The sequence below is a fragment of the Sphingobium sp. TA15 genome, from assembly GCF_037101235.1.
Classification (GTDB): Bacteria; Pseudomonadota; Alphaproteobacteria; order Sphingomonadales; family Sphingomonadaceae; genus Sphingobium; species Sphingobium indicum.
Genome location: NZ_AP025356.1, coordinates 260595 through 281955, shown reverse-complemented (window position 1 = coordinate 281955; position 21361 = coordinate 260595). Strand labels below are relative to the sequence as shown.

12 protein-coding genes are annotated in these 21361 nt (G+C 66.5%); 9 read left to right on the top strand and 3 right to left on the bottom strand.

Going from position 1 to position 21361, the window contains the following annotated elements; translation table 11 throughout:
* From Sj15T_RS18515 to Sj15T_RS18505, 3 genes are read left to right on the top strand one after another with little or no spacing between them, the layout of a single operon-like run.
* Positions 1–1560: a glycoside hydrolase 43 family protein gene (locus Sj15T_RS18515; protein ID WP_013053822.1), complete on the top strand. Its 1560-nt coding sequence runs from the start codon at positions 1–3 to the stop codon at positions 1558–1560.
* Positions 1557–3890, top strand: coding sequence for a glycoside hydrolase family 95 protein (locus Sj15T_RS18510; RefSeq protein WP_013053821.1), 2334 nt, complete (start codon positions 1557–1559; stop codon positions 3888–3890). The genes Sj15T_RS18515 and Sj15T_RS18510 overlap by 4 nt, the downstream gene beginning before the upstream one ends.
* A complete protein-coding gene (locus tag Sj15T_RS18505) occupies positions 3887–5782 on the top strand; it encodes an NPCBM/NEW2 domain-containing protein (protein ID WP_013053820.1) in 1896 nt (631 codons plus the stop codon). Before Sj15T_RS18510 ends, Sj15T_RS18505 begins: the two co-directional genes overlap by 4 nt.
* 15 nt (positions 5783–5797) lie before the next feature.
* On the opposite strand, the gene Sj15T_RS18500 is transcribed toward Sj15T_RS18505, so the two are convergent.
* The 3 genes from Sj15T_RS18500 to Sj15T_RS18490 all read right to left on the bottom strand — a co-directional run bounded on the left by Sj15T_RS18500 (position 5798) and on the right by Sj15T_RS18490 (position 9633).
* Positions 5798–7753 carry a sialate O-acetylesterase gene (locus tag Sj15T_RS18500; protein ID WP_013053819.1) on the bottom strand — a complete coding sequence of 652 codons (1956 nt, stop codon included), beginning with the start codon at positions 7751–7753 and terminating at the stop codon, positions 5798–5800.
* Between the two features lie 162 nt (positions 7754–7915).
* The gene (locus Sj15T_RS18495) at positions 7916–8935 is read right to left on the bottom strand and encodes a cupin-like domain-containing protein (protein WP_013053818.1); all 1020 of its coding nucleotides are present in this window, start codon (positions 8933–8935) and stop codon (positions 7916–7918) included.
* 2 nt (positions 8936–8937) lie between these two features.
* Entirely contained in the window at positions 8938–9633 is a 696-nt protein-coding gene (locus tag Sj15T_RS18490; protein WP_041386907.1) for a SapC family protein, read from the bottom strand.
* Positions 9634–9924: 291 nt separating this feature from the next.
* Here Sj15T_RS18490 and Sj15T_RS18485 point away from each other — a divergent pair, with 291 nt between their 5' ends.
* From Sj15T_RS18485 to Sj15T_RS18460, 6 genes are all read left to right on the top strand, one after another.
* Entirely contained in the window at positions 9925–12831 is a 2907-nt protein-coding gene (locus Sj15T_RS18485; RefSeq protein ID WP_013053816.1) for a TonB-dependent receptor, read from the top strand.
* Positions 12832–12893: 62 nt separating this feature from the next.
* Complete coding sequence (locus Sj15T_RS18480; RefSeq protein ID WP_041386905.1) at positions 12894–14438, top strand: tryptophan halogenase family protein; 1545 nt, start codon at positions 12894–12896, stop codon at positions 14436–14438.
* Between the two features lie 112 nt (positions 14439–14550).
* Positions 14551–15681: a glycoside hydrolase family 43 protein gene (locus tag Sj15T_RS18475; RefSeq protein ID WP_013053814.1), complete on the top strand. Its 1131-nt coding sequence runs from the start codon at positions 14551–14553 to the stop codon at positions 15679–15681.
* A 101-nt stretch (positions 15682–15782) separates the two neighbouring features.
* Positions 15783–18407, top strand: a complete 2625-nt coding sequence (locus Sj15T_RS18470) for a glycoside hydrolase family 3 C-terminal domain-containing protein (RefSeq protein WP_013053813.1) — start codon at positions 15783–15785, stop codon at positions 18405–18407.
* A 39-nt stretch (positions 18408–18446) separates the two neighbouring features.
* Positions 18447–20015: an alpha-L-arabinofuranosidase C-terminal domain-containing protein gene (locus tag Sj15T_RS18465; RefSeq protein ID WP_013053812.1), complete on the top strand. Its 1569-nt coding sequence runs from the start codon at positions 18447–18449 to the stop codon at positions 20013–20015.
* 25 nt (positions 20016–20040) lie between these two features.
* Positions 20041–21012, top strand: a complete 972-nt coding sequence (locus Sj15T_RS18460) for an alpha/beta hydrolase (protein WP_013053811.1) — start codon at positions 20041–20043, stop codon at positions 21010–21012.
* Positions 21013–21361: the final 349 nt, after the last annotated feature.

Here is a 21361-nt window from a genome sequence, read left to right as displayed (position 1 = left end):
ATGTTCCGTGCCGCCGCCCTGGCCCTTGCCGCCAGCCTCGCCGCCGCCGCGCCCGCGCAGGTCTGGCGGTCGGACCAGGGTGACGGCACCTATCGAAACCCGGTCCTCTTCGCCGATTATCCCGACCCCGACATCATCCGCGTGGGGGAGGATTTCTACTTCGTCTCGACGACGTTCGCCAATGCGCCGGGCGTCACCATCCTGCACTCGAAGGATCTGGTGAACTGGCGGATCGCCAGCCATGTCGTGGACCGGCTCGACGGCGACCCGCGCTATGACCTGAAGGATGGCGGCGACTATCGCCGCGGCTTCTATGCGGCGAGCCTGCGTCGCCACAACGGCATGTTCTACCTCGCGGTGACGCCTGTCGGGCACAGGACGCGGATCTACCGCTCGGCGAAGATCGAGGGCCCGTGGACCTACAGCGAACTCAACCGGGAGGCCTTCGATCCCGCCTTGTTCATCGACGCGGACGGCACCGCGTATCTCGGCACCTCCATCGGCAGCGACGGCACGGTGACGCTGCTGACGCTGAACGACGACCTGACGGCCGTTACCGCCGCGAAGGTCGCCTATTACAACAAGGGCGCGGAAGGATCGAAGATCGTCCGCCACGATGGCTGGTACTATCTGTTCAACGCCATTCCCGGCAAGCTGGCGATGACCGTATCGCGCTCGCGCAGCCTCTGGGGACCATGGGAGACCAAGGCCTCCATCGACGACAGGACCGGCGGCCACCAGGGGGCGATCGTGGATATGCCCGACGGCGGCTGGTACGGCTTCGTCATGGTGGACGCCGGCGCCATCGGCCGCATGACGAACATCAGCCCGATCTTCTGGAAGGACGGCTGGCCCTGGTGGGGCACGCCCGACCGGCCCGATCATGTCCCGGAACGCTCGCCCAAGCCGATCGCCGGCTACCCCTTCGCCGAACCGCCCTCTTCCGACGATTTCTCGTCCCGCAAGCTCGGCCTGCAGTGGCAGTGGAACCATAACCCCGACGACGGCAAATGGTCGTTGAAGGAACGTCCCGGCTTCCTGCGCCTCCACGCTACGCAGGCCGACGGCATCTGGACCGCGCGCAACACGCTGACGCAAAAGGCGCAGGGGCCCAAGATGCGCGCCGTCGCGAAGCTGGACACGGCCGGCATCAGGCCGGGCGACATTTGCGGCCTTGGCAGCTTCGGCAAATATAGCGCCCAGCTCTCCGTCGTCGGCGGCGCGAAAGGCGCTCGGTCGCTCCGCATGATGCTGACCGAAAGCACGACGGACGGTCCCCGGACGGAGGTGCGCGTTCCCTCCACATCCATCGCCGGCCGCATGCTCTGGCTGCGCACCGACATGGATTTCGACGCGAAAGTCGGCCGCGTCGCCTACAGCCTCGACAACCGGAAATGGACGGAGGTGGGCGGCAGCTTCCCGCTGGCCTTCGACTGGCGCACCGGCACCTTCCAGGGGCAGCAGATCGCGCTTTCCTGCTACAATCCCGCGCCGGCTGGCGGCTATCTCGATGTCGACAGCTTCACCCTCATGCCGCTTCCGCAGGGCGTGCGGCCATGAGCCTCAGCCGCCGCGAAACCATGATGGCGATGGCCGCCGGCACCGCCGCGCTTGCCGCCGCCCGACGGGCAGACGCCGAACCCGCAGCGCCGCATCCGCTGACGCTCTGGTATCGGCAGCCCGCCGCGGCGTGGACGGAGGCGCTCCCGATCGGGAACGGACGCCTTGGCGCGATGCTGTTCGGCGGAGTGGCGCGGGAAAGGCTGCAACTCAACGAAGGCACGCTCTGGGCTGGCCAACCCTATGATCCGGTCAATCCAGAGGCGAAGGCGAACCTGCCCCAGGTGCGCGAACTCATCTTCGCGGGCAGGATCGCGGAGGCCGAAGCGCTGGCCGACAAGACGCTGATGGCAAAGCCGCTGGCGCAAATGCCCTATCAGACGCTGGGCGACCTGATCCTCGACTTTCCGGGCGTTGGGCAGGCGACCGCCTATCACCGCGAACTCGATCTGGACAGCGCGACGGCGACCACCCGCTTCACCGCCGGCGGCGTCGCGCATGTCCGTCAGGCGATCGCCTCTCCCGCCGACAATGTGATTGCTGTCCACTTGTCCTCGACCGGCCGGCTCGACGTCGATATTTCCCTCCGCTCGTCCCAGATCGGCGTTCAGGTCGCGGCGGACGGCCCCAACGGCCTGCTGCTCACCGGCCGCAACGGCGCCTCCAGGGGGATAGATGGCAATCTCCGCTTCGCTGCCCGCCTGGCCGCCCGCGTGGAGGGCGGCCACGCCACCCACAGCGCCGACGGAAGCCTCAGCATCCGGGGTGCGAAGTCGGTCACTCTCCTCCTCGCGATGGCGACCGGCTTCAGGCGGTTCGACGATGTCGGCGGCGATCCCGTCGCCGGCACCGCCGCGACCCTGGCCAGGGCGAGGGACCGTTCCTTCGCAACCATTGCAACCGACGCCGCCGACGCGCACCGGCGCCTCTTCCGCCGCGTCACCCTCGACCTCGGCAGCACGCCGGCGGCGCAGCTTCCCACAGACAGGCGCATCGCCGATTCACAGACCAGCGACGATCCCGCGCTGGCCGCTCTCTATTTCCACTATGCCCGCTATCTGCTGATCTGCTCGTCGCGTCCCGGCGGCCAGCCGGCCAACCTGCAAGGGCTATGGAACGACAGCCTCGACCCGCCCTGGGGCTCCAAATATACGATCAACATCAACACCCAGATGAACTATTGGCCCGCCGAACCGGCCGCGCTCGGCGAATGCGTGGCCCCCTTGGTGGAAATGGTGCGCGACCTTGCCGTCACGGGCGCACGCACCGCGCGGAGCATGTATGGCGCGCGCGGCTGGGTCGCCCATCACAATACCGACCTGTGGCGCGCCACAGCGCCCATCGACGGCGCGCAATTCGGCCTGTGGCCCACCGGCGGCGCGTGGCTGTGCATGCATCTCTGGGACCATTATGACTATCATCGCGACCGCGCCTATCTCGCCTCCGTCTACCCGCTGATGGCGGGCGCGGCGCGCTTCTTCCTCGACACGCTCCAGCGCGACCCGGCCAGCGGCTTCCTCGTCACCAATCCGTCGATGAGTCCGGAAAACCCGCATGGCCATGGCGGCACGATCTGCGCCGGGCCGACGATGGACATGGCGATATTGCGCGATCTTTTCACCCGGACGATGGAAGCCGCGGCGATCCTGGACCGGGACGCTTCGCTCGTCGCCGAAATGCGGGCGGCGCGCGACCGGCTGGCCCCATACAGGATCGGGCGGCAGGGCCAGCTTCAGGAATGGCAGCAGGATTGGGACGCGGACGCGCCGGAGCAGAACCATCGGCACGTCTCCCACCTATACGGCCTCCACCCCTCGCGCCAGATCACGCCGGACGGCACGCCAGCCCTGGCCGCCGCGGCCCGCCGCACGCTGGAGATACGCGGCGACCGCGCCACCGGCTGGGCGACGGCCTGGCGCATCAACCTCTGGGCGCGGCTGCGCGAGGGGGACCGCGCGCATGACATATTGCGCTTCCTCCTGGGACCGGAACGCACCTATCCCAACATGTTCGACGCCCATCCGCCCTTCCAGATCGACGGCAATTTCGGCGGCGCGGCGGGGATCGTCGAAATACTGATGGACAGCCATGGCGACATCATCGACCTGCTCCCCGCGCTGCCCAGGGCCTGGCCTGCCGGCCGCGTCACCGGCCTGCGCGCGCGGGGCCGCTGCGCCGTCGACCTCCACTGGCGCGAAGGGCGGCTCGACCGCGCCATTCTTCGCCCCGAACTTGGCGGCCCCCGCACCCTTCGCCTCGGCGCCGGGAGCCGCACCCTTGTCCTGAAGGCCGGAACGCCGGTCACGCTGACGCCCAAGGATTTCGCATGACCCTGCACCGCTTCCTCCTGCCGCTCGCCGCGCTCTGCGCCGGCACCTCCCTCTCCGCCCAAATGGCGGACCCGCTCGCCCCCACCGGCCGCTGGAGCGCCTATCAGGCCGGCAGCGCGCAACTGCCGCCCATGGGCTGGAACAGTTGGAACGCCTTTTTCACCCATGTGGACGAGGAAAAGCTGATGGGATCGGCGCAGCGCATCCGCGACGCCGGACTCGCGCGCAAGGGCTATCGCTACATCAACATCGACGATGGATGGTGGATCAGGCGCCGGGCGAGCGACGGCAGGCTGATGATCCGCACCGACAAATTCCCCTCCGCGCGGGTCAAGGGCGACCCCAGTTTCCGCCCGCTGACAGACCGCCTGCACGCCATGGGGTTCAAGGCCGGCATCTATTCCGACCTCGGCCGCAACATCTGTTCACAGGCCTATGCCGACGGCAGCGAGCAGCTTCCCGAAGGCAGCGTGGCCGAGCGCGAAGTCGGCCTCTACGGCCATGCCGACCAGGACATCCGCCTCTTCTTCGCCGACTGGGGCTTCGACGCGATCAAGGTCGACGGTTGCGGCATCCGCGCCTATGCGCCAGACGCCGAACGGGTGCGCAGCGGGCAATATCGCGCCCTCGCGCCGCTGATCGACCAGCACAGCATCAGCCGTTCGAACATCCCGGCGGTCAAGGCGCTGTTCGCCGAGATCAACCAGTCGCTCGCCAGGCATAATCCCGATGGCGACTATATGCTCTCGCTCTGCATCTGGGGCAGCGCCAATGTTCGGAGCTGGGGCAAGGATGTCGGCAACATCTCGCGCACCAGCGACGACATTTCGCCGGACTGGGGACGAATGCTCACCAACTACGACAGCGCCGCCCGCCGTGCGCTGTACGCGCATCCGGGAAGCTGGAACGATCCCGACATGCTGTTCATCGGCAAGGGCGATTTCGACGCGAACCACCTGATCGAGGCGAAGTCCCATTTCTCGCTATGGGCGATGATGAACGCGCCGCTGCTGATCGGCGCGGACCTGCGCACCACGCCCCAGCCGCTGATCGACATTTTCGGCAATGCCGACATCATCGCGCTCAACCAGGACCAGGCCGGCAACCAGGCGGTCATGGCTTTCGACGCGGACGGCTTCCAGATCCTGGTCAAGACGCTGGCCAAGGGCGAAAAGGCGGTCGCCCTGTTCAATCGCGGCCTTGCGCCGGTGGACGCGATCCTGACCGCCGATCACCTGAAGTTCCGCGCCGACCGCCCCATCGCGCTCGCCAATCTCTGGACCGGGGAAAGGAGCAGCTTCATGCGCGACATGAAGCTGCGCGTCGCTCCCCGCGAAACGGTCGTGTTCCGGGCAAGGGGCGACCGGACGCTTGCCGACGGCCTCTACCTGTCCGAACAGCCCGGCATGGTGAATCCGGCGGTCGACGGCGTGGTCCAGCCCGAACCCGATCCCACCATCTATCATTCGATCCCCAACTGGCGCGGCACGCGCGGGATCGGGGAGCGGCCGATGTACGCCGGATGGGGCGGCGCGATGGCGGACTTCACCCCCTATAACCAGCCGCTGGTCATCGCGGGCAAGACCTATGGCTCCGGCATCGGCATTCTCGCCAACAGCCGGCTTGAAGTGCACAACGCCGGTTTCGCCCGTTTCGCGGCGCAGGTGGGCGTGGACGACAGCGCGCTCGACGGGGATCAGGCGGTGCGCTTCTTCCTCTATGGCGACGGCAGGCCGCTGGCCAGCACGCCGCCCATGCGCCGGGGCGCGCCGGCCCAGGCCATCGCCGCGGACGTGAAGGGGATCAAGCTGCTGGAACTGGTCGCCCGCGCCGACGGCGTGAGGGGCAATGCCGTGCCGGTGAGCTGGGGGGACGCGGCGTTGCTGCGCTGATCCCCCCTTCGCCCGTCACCGCGTGATCGGCAGCTCGAACGATCCGACCGGCAGCGGCGCTTCGTCATAGAGGTTGACGACCGGCGATTCCGCCCAGGCATGGCGGACCCGCGTCGCCGGACGGCCATCGCCCGCCAGCATGACGCGCTTCCCTTCCACCCGGCCGGGCACGAAGCGGCAGCTTCCCGCCTCCGTTCCGCACAGTTCGAAGCCGATCGCCTGACTCGCGCTGCGCATGTGCAGCCCGCCCGTCAGCCCGGTGAACTCCACCGCCGCGCCGCCGTCCGTCGTCGCCATTGCCCGCGCCGCCTGCGGGCCGGTGCGCGACACCGGATCGCCATAGGCGACGGCGCGCATTGCGCGGGCCAGGCGGCGGCCGACCTCCTGTTTCTCGCCCGGATGGATGTCGAACGGATCGCCCAGGTCGATGGCTGTGGCAAGGCCACCATGCGCATCCCGCGCCATCGCCTGATATTGCACCTGGCGCATCGCCGCCCAACCGCTTTCCACCGGCTGCGTCGCCGGCGGGCCGTAAGCGGCGAGCTGGACGGCGACGAAGGCAAGGTCCGGCGCGCCGAACTGCCGCCGCCAATCCTCCATCATCGCCTTCATGCGCTCGGCATAGCCGGGCAGGTCGACATCCGATTCGCCCTGGTACCAGGCGACGCCCTTCAGCCCTATCGACCCCAGCGGCGCGATCATGCCGTTATAGAGCGTGCCGGAGCCGGTCGTGTCGCCCCAGGGCACGCGCGGCGCGCCCGCGGGCGAACTCGCCGGGACCGCATAGCGCCATCCCCCGCCCAGCGGCAGTTCGCCGCCCTGCCCCAGCCCCAGTTTCATGGCCTCCGCCGGGCCGGACAGGCCGCCATTGGCATAATTGTCCTGCACATTGACGATCAGCACGTTGCGCCCTGCCTTCAGCACGCCGGGCGGCACGTCGAAGCTGCTCGGCTGCCAGCTTCGCGCGCTCATCGCCACCGGCTTGCCGTTGATCCACACCCGCCCTACATCGTCCAGCAGCCCCAGGGAAAGCGTGGCAGGCTGCTTCGCCTGCGCCGCCGTCAGTTCGATCTCCCGGCGGAACCAGACCATGCCATTATAGTCCGCCAGCGCTGGGACGCCCCATTCCTCCCAAGGGCCGATGCGGGGCACGTCCTGCCAGGCGATGGCGCTGCCGGGCTGCCAGGGTTCCTTGCCGACGGCATCGCCGGTCGCCCCGCGCCACCATTTTTCCCATTCGGCGCTCGCCGCCCGCTCCGCCGCGAAGGGATCGCGCCCGTGCAGCGATACCAGCGCGGACTGCGCCGCCTGGCCGACGGCTGCCTGCGCCCGCGCCCCCATCCACGGGCTGATCCGCGATCCGCCCCAACTGCTGGCGATGGCGCCGATGGGCACGCCCGCCGTCTTGCGCAATTCCCGCGCCATATAATAGCAGGCCGCCGAAAAATCAGCGACGCTGTCGGGTCCGGCCGGGCGCCAGGACGGCGCCTGCCGGAAATCGCGCAACGGATCGTCGGCGACGGCGCGCGGCACCAGCATCATGCGCAACTGATCGTCGGCCGAAGCGCGGATCTGGCCCACCGCGTCCTGCGCGTTGCGGACCTCCAGTTCCATGTTCGACTGGCCCGAACAGAGGAAGACATCGCCCACGGCGACATCCTGCGCAACCACGCTGCCTGAGGGAGCACGGGCGTCCAGCGTCACCGGCCCTGCGGTGGCGAGCGGGCCGAACTGCGCGGTGAAGCGGCCTTCCCTGTCGGCGCGGACCTGACGGACCTCACCGGCCAGCGTGACCGAAACGGCTTCGCCGGGATCGGACCTGCCCGTCACCGTCACCGGATGATCGCGCTGGATCACCGCATGATCGCCGAACATCGGGTCGAAACGCGGCGCTGCCGACGCCGGAACCGCGCCCAGCGCGGCCAGGCTGACGGTCAAGCCCAAATCGCGGATGATATGGCGGGAAAACATAGGCCGTTCGCTCCTCCCTGTCGCGGCCCTGTGCCGGACCGTTGGACGCAGGGATAATCCATTTTCCCGCGGCAGCAACCTATTTTGTTATCGCTACCATCATAAGGCCGTTCATTTCGCCGCTCCGGAAATCGAGACGGACGGGAAAGGGCGGGATCAGGTTCAGCCGCCGCGCAGCATCCGCATGACCAATGTGCGGATGCGGCCGTAATTGCCCTTCGCCAGCGGCCCCAGCACGCCATGGCGTTCCTCCGGCAGATGCGCCAGCGGATGCCCGCCCGGGCGGAAGACATAATGGTCGAAATAGGCCCGCCAGGCGGCGCGTTCGGGCCCTGGCCGCTCGGCAATGGCGATCATCGCCAGCAGCATCGCCGCATAGGGGGCGTCCGGCCCCGCCGCAAATCCATCCCACCAATAATTGGCGAGGATGTTGACATGATCCAGCGCCTCGACCTGATGCCACCAGAGCTTGGGCAGATAGAGCGCGTCGCCCGGCGCGAGATCGATGACGACGGCCCTCGCCCGCGCGGCCGCGAAACGGGGATAGGCGGTCGCCGCGTCGGACGCGCCGGCCGCCATGGAAACGGGCTGGCCGGACAGTGTATGGTCCACCGGCCCGACATAGAGATCGCCGATGGCGTCCGGCGGATAGAGGGTGAAGCGCCGCCGTCCAGCCACCACGCAGGCAAGATTGTCGTAACCGTCATAATGGCAGGCGACCGTCGATCGGTTGCCGATCCACAGGCGCGGATGGACGCCCGCGCCCAGCAGGCCGCAGGGATTCTCCTCCGCGAAACCGGGGAAATGGGAATCCGCCGGCAGCGATCCCAGATAGGCGGTTTCGCCGCCGCTTTCCGCATTGGCGGCGATCCGCGCCAGCGCGTCGCCGATGCTTGCCGTCTCCCGCGTGAAGTTGAATCCGCCCGGCCCCTCGCCATAATGATAACGCCCGCCAAGCTCGGCGCCGGCGATGAAATATTCGGCGCTCGATCCCGCGGCGAACCGGGCGATATGGGACAGCGCGGCCGTCCCGCCCTGCCGGCCCGCCGCCACCGCCGGCCAGTCGCTGAACCTGCCCCGGATCACGGCCGGCCTGCACAGCGCGGCGAACGCGCGAAGATCGTCCGCCGACCCCATGTCCTCCGAGGCGAACTCTTCGACCGATGGCGCCGCGTCGCCCATGTTCAGGCCGGCACGGCCAGCCGCTCGTTGCGGCGGCGGGCCATCAGCGCGATATGCCGCAGCGACCCGATCATCGCATAGGCGCTTTGCATATGGCCGGCGCGGAACAGCTTGAGCGCCGCCGCGTCGTCGAGATCGCCGAGCGCGTCGAGGCTGATCGTATAGAGCCCGTCGAGTCGCAGCCGCTCCCCGTCGTCGAAGTTGAGCGAGATGTCGATCGGCTCGATCAGGCGATGGGTCAGCATCTCCGCGATGAAGGCGTCAGTCTCCTCCGCGTTCGCCATCAGGCGGCCGAGCGCGCTCTGCACCGCCTTGAGCGATGCGGTCGGCGCCCCCTGCGCATCGAACAGCGATTCGCCCTCCTGCCCGGCGAAACGGGCCGCGAAACGGTCATGGCCGGGGTCGAAGGCGATGCTCTCCCCCAAGGCGAAGAAACCCTCCCGGTCCGCCTCCAGCGGCCGGAATGCCGGCCGACCGTCGGGCGAATCGATCAGCCATTCCCCCTTCCTGAAGCCCATGAGCGCGCCGGCATAGAAGGCGCCTGTCTCCGCATGCTTGGAAAACAGCAGCGGGCAGGCGACGGCCGCCGCCGGAAATTCGCCTACCACGATCCTGACGAAGGGATCGCCCCCCTGATGCGCGGGCCGCATCCGCAGGGCCGCGTGAAGCTCGCTGTTCAGCAATTCCACCGTTTCCATATCCTCTCCCATCCTGTCGCTCGTGCCCGGCCTGTCGCTTCGGACGGCTTTTTCCCCATGCGGACGCCGCATCCTGGCCTATTATGATTACGCATACAATTCCGCTTGATCACGCGTTTAGATAGCGCTACCATTTTCCTCGGACAAAAAGAAGACCTGGGTGAGGATGATCGAATCCGCTTAGAAAAGCGGGGCAAATCACCCTGATCAAGAAAACATGATCGCCGCGGCAATAGTGCTGCGGCGTTTGGGCGAGATTGTCTGAACAAGGGGAGGATCATGACGTATAGAATGAACAAAGCCGAGCAGGGGCGTGGCCGTGCCGCGCTGGCCGCGACGGCAAGCCTGCTGGTCCTGGCCATCGCGACGCCGGTCCATGCGCAGGAGGCAGCGCAGGATGCCGCTGCCCCGTCGGCGAGCGAGGCCGACATCATCGTCACGGGCATTCGCGGCTCGTTGCAGCGCAACCTCGACATCAAGCGCGAATCATCGGGCGTCGTCGACGTCATCTCGGCCGAGGACATCGGCAAATTCCCGGATTCGAACGTCGCAGCGTCGCTCCAGCGCCTGCCGGGCGTGTCGATCAATCGCGCCGGTTCGCGCGGCGAGCCGGACGGCATCACCGTTCGCGGTTTCGCGGGAGACTTCAACGAAACCCTGATCGATGGCCGCAGGATTTCGACGGCTACCGGCGGCCGCTCGGTCGACTTCACCACTGTCGGATCGGACTTCGTGGGTCAGCTGGCAGTCCTCAAGACGCCCGACGTTTCCTTGTCGAGCAGTTCGATCGGCGCCACCGTCAATATTTCCTACCCCAAGCCTTTCGATCGCCCCGGCACTCGCGTCGCGATGAGTGCGGCCGGATCGGTGCAGGATGATGCCGGCAAGATCGTGCCGACGATCGGCGGCCTGTTCAGCACCACCTTTGCCGACGACACCATGGGCATCCTTGTCGACGCGGTCTATACCCGTCGCGACACCCAGGTGAACCGCGTCTATGTTTCGGGTTGGCAGGGCGGCCGGTTCGCGCCGTGCCAGCTTGCAGGCAGCACCGCCGCAAGCTGTTCGCCGACGTCGGATACTGAATCCGCCGCCTGGGCGACCCCGACCAACCGGCAGAATGTCGTCGGCTGGTATCAGCAGCAATATGGCGCCGACCAGCGTTATACCAAGGATGAACGCATCGACGGCCGCATCGCCTTCCAGTGGCAGCCTTCGGACGACGTGCTGCTGACCATCGACGACAATTATTCGCGCCAGAAGATCGTGACCGACATTTCCGGTTTCGGCATGTGGTTCAACCAGGGCGACCTGCGCAATGTGGAGCAGGACGAGAACGGCACGACGATCAATTTCATCCAGGCGGGCACGCCGACCGACTTCACGGCCGGTCGCGACAGCCGTCTGCTGGAAACCAATCAGGTGGGCGTCAACCTGAAGTGGGATGCGACCGACAATCTGAAGTTCGAAGCCGACGCCTCCTACGCCAAGAGCCGGCAGAACCCCGGCAACCGCATCGGCAGCGAGAATGGCGACATCGGCTATGGCGGCCTGCTCGGCACGGCGCTGGGTGTCCGCGTGACCGGCGACAGCAAGAACAGCTTTCCCGAACTGACGACCTATGGCCCGGCCGGCGATCAGTCGCGCTGGAGCGATCCCACCATCATCGGTTCGCACGTCACCGTGCGGTCGGTCCAGAAGAACTCCGATGAGATCAAGCAATTCCGTCTCGGCGGCACCTGGGAGGACGGCAGCTTCCGCGTGAAGTTCGGCGGCCGCTATATGGAGGACCGCTTCAGGCTGGAGAACCGCAACACCTTCGCCAATAATTTCTGGCAGGCCTATGCAGGCTACGGCACACCTTCGGGCCGGAATACGGGCGTGCCGATCCCGACCAGCCTCTATGGTCGTCCGATCAGCCTGAACAACTGGATTCCGGGCTTCTCCGGCAATCTGCCGCCGGAACTGCTGGCCTATGACCCCCGCGCCTATCAGGAATATCTGGAAGGGCTGGGCAATCCGCAGACGACGAACATCCCGGGCTTCAACTATGCCGACCCCACGGTCGGGCCGAATTTCACGGGAGCCTTCGACCTCGCGCTCGATCCCGGCAGCGTCCAGGACATCAGGGAACGAACCTGGTCCGCCTATGTCAGCGTGAATTTCGAACATGAGATTGCGGGGATGCCGTTCCGCTTCAATGCGGGCGTTCGCGAGGAGATCACCAACCTGACGTCCAGCGGCGTCGGTCGCCTGCCCATTGCCCTTACGGGCAGCGCCGCCGACCCGACGCTCCTCAACGTCACCTTCTCCGAAAGTCAGCCGATCTCGACCAAGAGCAGCTATTCCTATCTGCTTCCCAGTCTGGACCTGAAGCTGGAGGTGACGGACAATTTCCACCTTCGCTTCGACGCATCGCGCACATTGACCCGTCCTTCGCTCAACACCCTGACGCCCGTGCTGAACGTCGGCGTGGGCCAACGCGTCGGCGCGCTGACCGCGACCGGCGGCAATCCAAGATTGCAGCCTTTCCTTGCGGACAATTTCGACTTCGCGGCGGAATGGTATTATCAGCGCAACTCCTATGCGGCGGTCAACTTCTTCATCAAGGACGTGTCGAACTTCATCGTTGCCGGTACGCAGCGCCAGACCATCAACGGCGTGGTCGATCCGACGACGGGCCAGCCGGCCGTCTTCACCGTGTCGCAGCGCGTCAACGGCCCGTCCGCGACGATCAAGGGCGTGGAACTGGCATGGCAGCATGTCTTCGGCGACAGCGGCTTCGGTTTCAATGCCAACGCCACCTTCGTCGACACGAACAAGCCCTATGACAGGACCGACCTGTCGCAGAGCGGTTTCGCGGTGACCGGCCTTGCCAACAGCGCGAACTTCGTGGGTTTCTACGACAAGAACGGCTTTCAGATCCGTGCCGCCGTCAACTGGCGCGACAAGTATCTGCAGGCCTTCGGCCAGGCGCAGAACAATTCTGCCTTCGGCGCCGAACCGACCTTCGTGAACGAGGCGCTGCAGGTCGACCTCAGCACCAGCTTCGACATCACGAAGCAACTGACCATCTTCGGCGAGGCGCTGAACCTCACCAATGAGACGGTCAGCACCCATGGCCGCTTCAGCAACCAGTTGCTGGACGTCTATGCCTATGGCCGGCGGTACACCGCAGGGGTTCGTTACCGCTTCTAACCTGTCTCGCCCTGGAGGGGATGTCGGTTGACATCCCCTCCCTTTTCATGGGTAATTTCGACATGATCCATCCCGTCCGCAACATCGTGATCGTCGGCGGCGGGACCGCCGGATGGCTGACCGCCGGCGTGATCGCCGCCCGCCATCGCAGCCGCATCGGCAACGGCTTCACCGTGACCCTGGTCGAATCCCCCAACACCCCGATCATCGGCGTGGGCGAAGGGACATGGCCGACGCTGCGCACCACCCTGTCGCGCATGGGCATTTCCGAAACCGACCTGTTCCGCGAGTGCGACGCCGCGTTCAAGCAGGGGGCGCGCTTCGCCCGATGGACGACGGGAACGCCCGACGACGGCTATTACCACCCGCTGATGCTGCCCCAGAATTTCGGGCAGGTGAACCTGGCGCCCCATTGGCTGGCGGGCGAGGGGGACGAAAGTTTCTGCGACAGCGTCTGTTCGCAGGGCCGCATCTGCGACGACGGCCTGGCGCCCAAGACGATCGCCACCGCCGAATATGACGCGCTGGCCAACTATGCCTATCATCTCGACGCGGGCAAGTTCGCGCCCTTCCTGCAGCGCCATTGCACCGAAAAGCTGGGCGTGCGCCATGTCCTGGCCGATGTGGAGCAGGTGCTGATGAAGGAGGATGGCGACATCCGCGCCATCCGCACCACCCAGGCCGGCGAGATCGAGGGCGACCTGTTCGTCGACTGCACCGGATTCAAGGCGCTGCTGATCGAAGGCGCGATGAAGGTGCCGTTCAGGGACTGCAACGACGTGCTGTTCTGCGACACCGCGCTCGCGATGCAGGTGCCCTATGATCGGCCCGACAGCCCCATGGCGTCCCACACCATTTCCACCGCGCAGAGCGCGGGCTGGATCTGGGACATCGGCCTGCCGACCCGGCGCGGCATCGGCCATGTCTATTCCAGCAACCATATCTCGGACGAAGAGGCGGAACGGGAACTGCGCGCTTATATCGGCCCGCCGGCCGAAGGGCTGAGCGCGCGGAAGATCGCGATCCGTTCGGGCCATCGCGAAACCTTCTGGAAGGGCAATTGCGTCGCCGTCGGGCTGGCGGCCGGCTTCCTCGAACCGCTGGAGGCGTCGGCCATCGTCCTCATCGAACTGTCGGCCAAGATCATCGCCGAACAGATGCCCGCCTGCCGCGAGGTGATGGACATCGTCGCGTCCCGCTTCAACGCGACGACCCATTATCGCTGGGGCCGGATCATCGATTTCCTGAAGCTGCATTATGTGCTGACGAAGCGCACAGACAGCGATTTCTGGCGCGACAATGTCCGGGAGGAGACGATTCCCGACCGTTTGCAGGAACTGATGCTGCTGTGGCGCTATCAATCGCCCTGGTTCCTCGACGAGTTCGACCGGGTGGAGGAGGTCTTCCCGGCGGCGAGCTACCAATATGTGCTCTACGGCATGGGCTTCCGCACGGAGGTCGACCGGCCCGCCCTGGCGCGCGACGCCCATCTGGCGGATCGCGCGCGGCGGGAAAACGCCGCCATGACGGCGAAGCTGCGCGCCGGCCTGCCGCGCCATCGCGACCTGATCGACAAGATCGTGACCCATGGGTTGCAGCCGGTCTGACCGGCCCGCCTGCTGGACGTCGGCATGGCCATTGGCCATATAATTTGTCGTACAAGATTGCCTTCACAAAATGGTAGCGCTATCGTAATAGCAATAACCGGAGAGGATCAGCATGCCCATCAAGTTGCGCCCATTGGAAGTCCTGCCGCTCGCCGCCCTGTTGCTCGCCGCCGGATGCCAGCAGCCGCGGACGGCGAACGAGGCCGAGCCGAAGGCCGCAGCGAAGCGCGACGCGTCCGAATATCTGTCGCAGCCGCTTGTCACGGACATCTACACCGCCGACCCCTCCGCCCATGTGTGGAACGGGAAGATCTACGTCTATCCCAGCCACGACATCGACGGGCCGACGCCGGAGGACGATCTGGGCGGCCATTTCGAGATGCGCGACTATCGCATCCTGTCGATGGACAGGATCGGCGGCCCCGTGACGGTCGGCCCGGTGGCGCTGGACGTGAAGGACGTGCCCTGGGCCGACAAGCAGATGTGGGCGCCGGACGCCGCGTACAAGAACGGCACCTATTATCTCTACTTCCCCGCCAAGGACAAGGCGGGCGCCTTCCGCATCGGCGTCGCCACGTCGAAGGACCCGATGGGTCCGTTCAAGGCGCAGCCGCAGCCGATCAAGGGCAGCTATTCGATCGATCCCGCCGTCTTCACCGATGACGACGGATCGAGCTACATCTATTTCGGCGGCATCTGGGGCGGGCAGCTTCAGCGCAATGTCGACGGCAAATATGATCCCAACGGGTCGAAGACCGACCTGGGGCAGGACGACAAGCCCGCGCTGGCGCCCCGCGTCGCGAAGCTGACCGGCGACATGCTGGAATTCAGCGAAACGCCCCGCGCGATCCAGATCCTGGACGACAAGGGCAAGCCGCTGCTGGGCGGCGACCATGACCGCCGCTTCTTCGAGGCGTCGTGGATGCACAAATATAAGGGCAAATATTATTTCAGCTATTCGACCGGCGACACCCACTATCTGGTCTATGCCGTCGGCGATTCGCCCTATGGCCCCTTCACCTACAAGGGCCGCATCCTGGAGCCGGTGGAAGGATGGACCACCCATCATTCCATCGTCGAATGGAACGGGAAATGGTGGCTGTTCTACGCCGACAGCCAGTTGTCGGGCCAGACCCGCCTGCGCAACGTGAAGGTGACCGAACTGCATTACAATCCCGACGGCACGATCCGGACCATCAATCCCTTCGTCGCCAAGGCGGCGAAGGACGGCGCGGCCCATTGAGCGCGCCGGGCGCGGGGGAAGTGCCATCCCCCGCGCCCTACCGACCAGGGCAAGAACTACCAGGCGACGCTGAAAACGGCGCGCTCCTTGGGGAGACGATCATGAAGACCGCTTTCGCGTTGCGCGCGGCCGGCGCAATATTGTGCCTTGCGACCTCGGCAATTGCCCATGCCCAGGCCAGCGACATATGGGCGGAGGCCGACGGCAAGGCGCGGGCCATCGTCGACAGGCTGACGCTGGACGAGAAGGTCGCGCAGCTCCTGAACGTCGCGCCCGCCATTCCGCGCCTGGGCATCCCGGCCTATAACTGGTGGACCGAGTCCCTGCACGGCGCGATCGGCGCGGTGCCCACGACCAATTTCCCTGAACCCATCGGCCTCGCCGCGACTTTCGACGCGCCCTTGATCCAGCAGGTCGCCGCCGCCATCGGCACGGAGGTCCGCGCGCTGCATACGCTGGGGCGGCGGACCGGGCATCTCGGCCGGATCGGCACGGGCCTCGACACATGGTCGCCCAACATCAACATCTTCCGCGATCCGCGCTGGGGCCGGGGGCAGGAAACCTATGGCGAAGACCCCTATCTGACGGCGCGGATCGGCGTCGCCTTCGTCCAGGGGATGCAGGGGAACGATCCGGACCTGCCCCTGGTCGTCGCCACGCCCAAGCATTTCGCGGTCCATAGCGGCCCGGAACCCAGCCGCCATACCGACAATATCTTCGCCACGCCGCGCGATCTGGAGGACACCTACCTCCCCGCCTTCCGCGCTGCGATTGTCGAGGGCAAGGCCGGGTCGATCATGTGCGCCTATAATCGCGTCGACGGGCAGCCCGCCTGCGGCAGCCACATGCTGCTCAAGGATTATCTGCGCGGCGCATGGGGCTTCAAGGGCTATGTCGTGTCCGACTGCGACGCCGTGGTCGACATTTACGAACATCACAAATATGCGCCCGACGCTGCCACCGGCGTCGCCGTCGCGCTGCGCCACGGGGTCGACAGCGAATGCAACAACGCCACGCTGGGCGGGCGCCCCGACCTGGGCGATCGGTACAAGGAATCGCTGGCGCGGGGCCATATCGCCATGGGCGACATCGACGCCGCCCTTGTCCGGCTCTTTTCCGCGCGATACCGCAATGGCGACCTGCCGGGCCTGTCCTCCCGCAAGCCCAACGCGATCCCGCCAAGCGCGATCGGTACGCCGGATCATCAGGCGCTGGCGCTGAGCACCGCGGAAAAGAGCCTGGTGCTGCTCAAGAATGACGGCATCCTGCCGCTCAGGCCCGGCGCGAGGATCGCGCTGGCCGGGCCTTTGGCGGATGCGACCCGCGTGCTGCGCGGCAATTATTCCTCCGCCAAGAGCGCGCCGCCCATTTCGGTCGCGGAGGGCCTGAAGCAGGTCATGGGCGCGGGTGCCGTGACCGTGATCCCCTTCAGCCCATCGATCACGGACGGCGACCTCGTCCCCGGCACCGCGCTGCTGACGCCGGACGGCAAGCCGGGGATCAAGGCCGAATATTTCAACGCCGCGGGCAAGGACCAGTTTGCTGCCCGGCCGGTGCTGACGCGGACCGAAACCAGCATCGTGTCGCGGGCGGCCGAGTTCAAACAGGTGTCGGACCAGCATCGGGTCCGCTGGAGCGGCTATCTGGTCGCGCCCGAAACCGGCCTCTATCGGCTGGCCCTGACCGGAGTGAAGGGCGACGTCTCGCTGAACGGCAAGCCCGTCGTCTCCGCCAGCGACTATTCGCGCTGGGCGGAACCGCTCAAGCTGGTCGACGTGCGCATGACCAAGGGCGAGCGCTACGCCATCCGCCTGCAGGGCGAGAGCGGCGTCGCCGCCAGCCCGGCGATCTTCTGGAAACGCGTCACCGACGATCTCGACCGTGATCTGACGGCCGGCGTGAAGGATGCCGATGTCGTCGTCGCCGTGGTCGGCCTCACCTCCGACCTGGAGGGCGAGGAGATGCCCGTCAAGGTGGAGGGTTTCGACGGCGGCGACAGGACGACGCTGGACCTGCCCGCGGACCAGCGCGCCTTCCTGGAAAAGGCCAGGGCGCTGGGCAAGCCGCTGGTGATCGTCGCCATGAACGGCAGCGCCATCGACCTGTCCTGGGCGAAGGAGAACGCCGCCGCCATCGTCGAAGCCTGGTATCCGGGCCAGTCGGGCGGGCTTGCGGTCGGCAATGTCCTGTCGGGCAGGGCCGATCCGGGCGGACGGCTGCCCGTCACCTTCTACAGGAACGTCAATGACCTGCCGCCCTTCACCGACTATGGGATGGAAGGCCGCACCTATCGCTATTTCAGGGGGACGCCCGTCTATCCCTTCGGCCACGGCCTCAGCTATACCAGCTTCCGCTATGCGCCGCTGACGGTCGAGCCGGTGGACGGTTCGGTCGAGAAAGGCCTCAAGGTCCGCACCGCCATCACGAACACGGGCGCAAGGGCGGGCGACGATGTCGCGCAACTCTACATCACGCCGCCACGGTTCGAGGGCGCCCCCCGCCTTGCCCTGCGCGGCTTCCAGCGCGTGACGCTGAAGCCCGGCGAGACCCGGAATGTGGAATTCACCTTGAGCCCCCGCGACCTCAGCTTCGTCACCATGGCGGGGGAGCGCGGGCTGATACCGGGCGATTATGGCCTCAGCATCGGCAGCGGCCAGCCGGACGACGGCGCGCAGGTCCAGCAGGCCCGCTACAGCATCGCCCGGATGATCCCGCTGCCCAAATAGGTTTCGCCCACCCGCCGCCATTTTCCGAAGAGGACGACCATGATCAAGACCCTGCGCCGCACGACCGCCGCCTTGCTTCTCTGCGCCAGCGCATTGGCGGCGACGACCGCCAGCGCCGATACCGACGGCAGGCCGACCACCGCCACCATCCATGCCGACCGGCCCGGCCCGGTCTATGACCGCCGCATCTTCACGCAATTCGCCGAGCATCTGGGCCATGGCATCTATGGCGGCCTGTGGGTCGGCAATGATCGGTCGATCCCCAACACCAACGGTTTCCGCAACGACGTGGTGGCGGCGCTGCGCAACCTGTCCGTCCCGGTGATCCGCTGGCCGGGCGGCTGCTTCGCCGACGAATATCACTGGCGGGAGGGGATCGGCCCGAAGGGCAAGCGCCCGGTCAAGGTCAACACCAATTGGGGCGGCGTGACCGAACCCAACAGCGTTGGCACGCATGAATATTTCGAACTGCTGCGGCAGGTCGGCGCGGAAGCCTATATTTCCGGCAATGTCGGCAACGGCACGCCGCAGGAAATGGCGGAGTGGGTCGAATATATCACCGCGCCCGCCGGCAGCCTGGCCGATGAGCGCGCGAAGAACGGGCACAAGCAGCCCTGGGCGCTGCCCGCCTTCGGCATCGGCAACGAACTGTGGGGCTGCGGCGGCAACATGCGCGCCGAATATGCCGCCGACGTGACGAAGCGCTATTCGACCTTCCTGAAGGTTCCTGCGGGCAAGACGCTGGTGCGGATCGCGTCGGGCGCGAACGGCGGCGACTATAACTGGACCGAAGTGATGATGCGGGACGCGGCCAAGCAACTGGATGCGCTGTCGCTCCATTACTACACTTTGCCTCAGGGCGGCTGGCCGCCCAAGGCCGACCCGGTCGATTTCGACGAGACCGGCTGGGCCGACACGCTGGCCGCCACCTGGAAGATGGACGAGCTGATCGCCGGGCACAGCAAGGTGATGGACAAATATGACCCGCAGAAGCGCGTCTTCCTGGCGGTGGACGAATGGGGCACATGGTATGCGCCCGATCCCGGCACCAATCCCGGCTTCCTGCGGCAGCAGAACACGCTGCGCGACGCGCTGGTCGCCTCCGTCAACCTCGACATCTTCGCCAAACATGCCGACCGGGTGCGCATGACCGCCATCGCGCAGATGGTGAACGTCCTGCAGGCGATGATCCTGACCGAAGGCAGGAAGATGGTGCTCACCCCCACCTATCATGTCTTCGAAATGTACAAGCCCTGGCAGGATGCGACGGTGCTGCCGATCGACATCGACACGCCCTGGTACAACAAGGACAGGTTCGTCATGCCGGCGGTCAGCGGATCGGCGGTCAGGGCCAGGGACGGCAAGGTCCATGTCGGCCTGTCCAATCTCGATCCCAACCAGACGAATACAGTGACGGTGAAGCTGGACGGGCTGAACGCCGCGAACGTGTCGGGCCGCATCCTGACCGCCCCCGCGATCAATTCGCATAACAGCTTCGACGCGCCGGAGGTGGTGAAGCCTGCAGCCTTCACCGGCGCGCAGGTGAGCGGCGGCACGCTGACGGTGGCGCTGCCGCCCAGGTCGGTGGTCGTGCTCGACCTGCAATAGGAAATGATGATCAGAGGAGGATGAGATGAAGCATCTATCGGCCCGCAAGGCATCGCGCCGCCCGTTCCGCTTCCCGGCGGCCCGCGCCCTCGCCATCGGCATCGCCGCCTGCGCGCTTGCCGCCCCGGCGCTGGGTCAGGCGCAGGACGACAGGATGACGCCCATCGCCGCCCCGGCCCAGCCCGACGCGATCGAACTGGGCACCGGCGCACTTCCCGGCGCCACGGCGAAGGAAAGCTGGCACCGCCAATATGGCAGCCGTTTTGCCCGCAACGTCACCGTCGCGACGCTGACCCCCTTCCTGCCCGATCCCGCCAAGGCGTCGGGCGCGGCGGTCGTCGTCGCGCCGGGCGGCGGCTTCCGCACGCTTTCCATGGACAATGAGGGCTATGACGTCGCGCGGGCGCTGGCGGCCAAGGGAGTGGCCGCCTTCGTGCTGAAATATCGGCTGCGCCAGACGCCCGCCGACATGGCGGGTTTCGAACGGTCGATGCAGGAGATGTTCTCCGGCGCGGCCAGGGCGCCGCTGCCCGCCCCCGCATCGGCGGCGACAGACCTTGCCCCGCAACTGGCGGATTCCACCGCCGCCTTCCGCCTGATCCGCGCCCGCGCTGCGCAATGGCATGTCGACCCCGACCGGATCGGCATGATCGGTTTTTCCGCCGGCGCGATGCTGACCATGGCGACGACGCTGTCGGCCACGGAGGCCAAGCCCGCCTTCATCGGCAATATCTACGGGCCCCTGGGCAGCATGACCGTGCCGCAGGACGCGCCGCCGATGTTCGCCGCCATCGCCGCCGACGACCCGCTGTTCGGCAATCGCGACTTCAAGCTGATCGACGACTGGCGGGCGGCGCGTCGGCCGGTGGAATTCCACCTTTACGAGCAGGGCGGCCACGGCTTCGGCATGTATCCCAAGGCGACCACCAGCACCGGCTGGTTCGACGCCTTCGTGCGGTGGATCGACATGCACGGCATGCTCAAGAAGGTGCGGTAACATAGTGGAGTGGAGGAGTTGATCTCATGCCGTCGGATCAGCCCCTCCATTCCTAGCGTGGACAAATTCAAGACTTGCCGGATTGAGTGATTTGGGTGGGGATCGGACATCCCCCCTCCCGCAAGCGGGAGGGGGTTAGGGGGTGGGCTGGCGCAACATCAGCGTTGTTTTGCAACGGCCAAGTCAGAAGCTCCCCCGGATCAAGTCCGGGGTCGCGCCCACCCCTAGCCCCTCCCGCCTGCGGGAGGGGAATGTCTTGGGATGGCCATTTCACAACATTTTCTAATTTGTTCACGCTGCCTAGGAATGGAGGGGCTGATCCGCCGATCAAGTAGCCGCGGAAAACAAG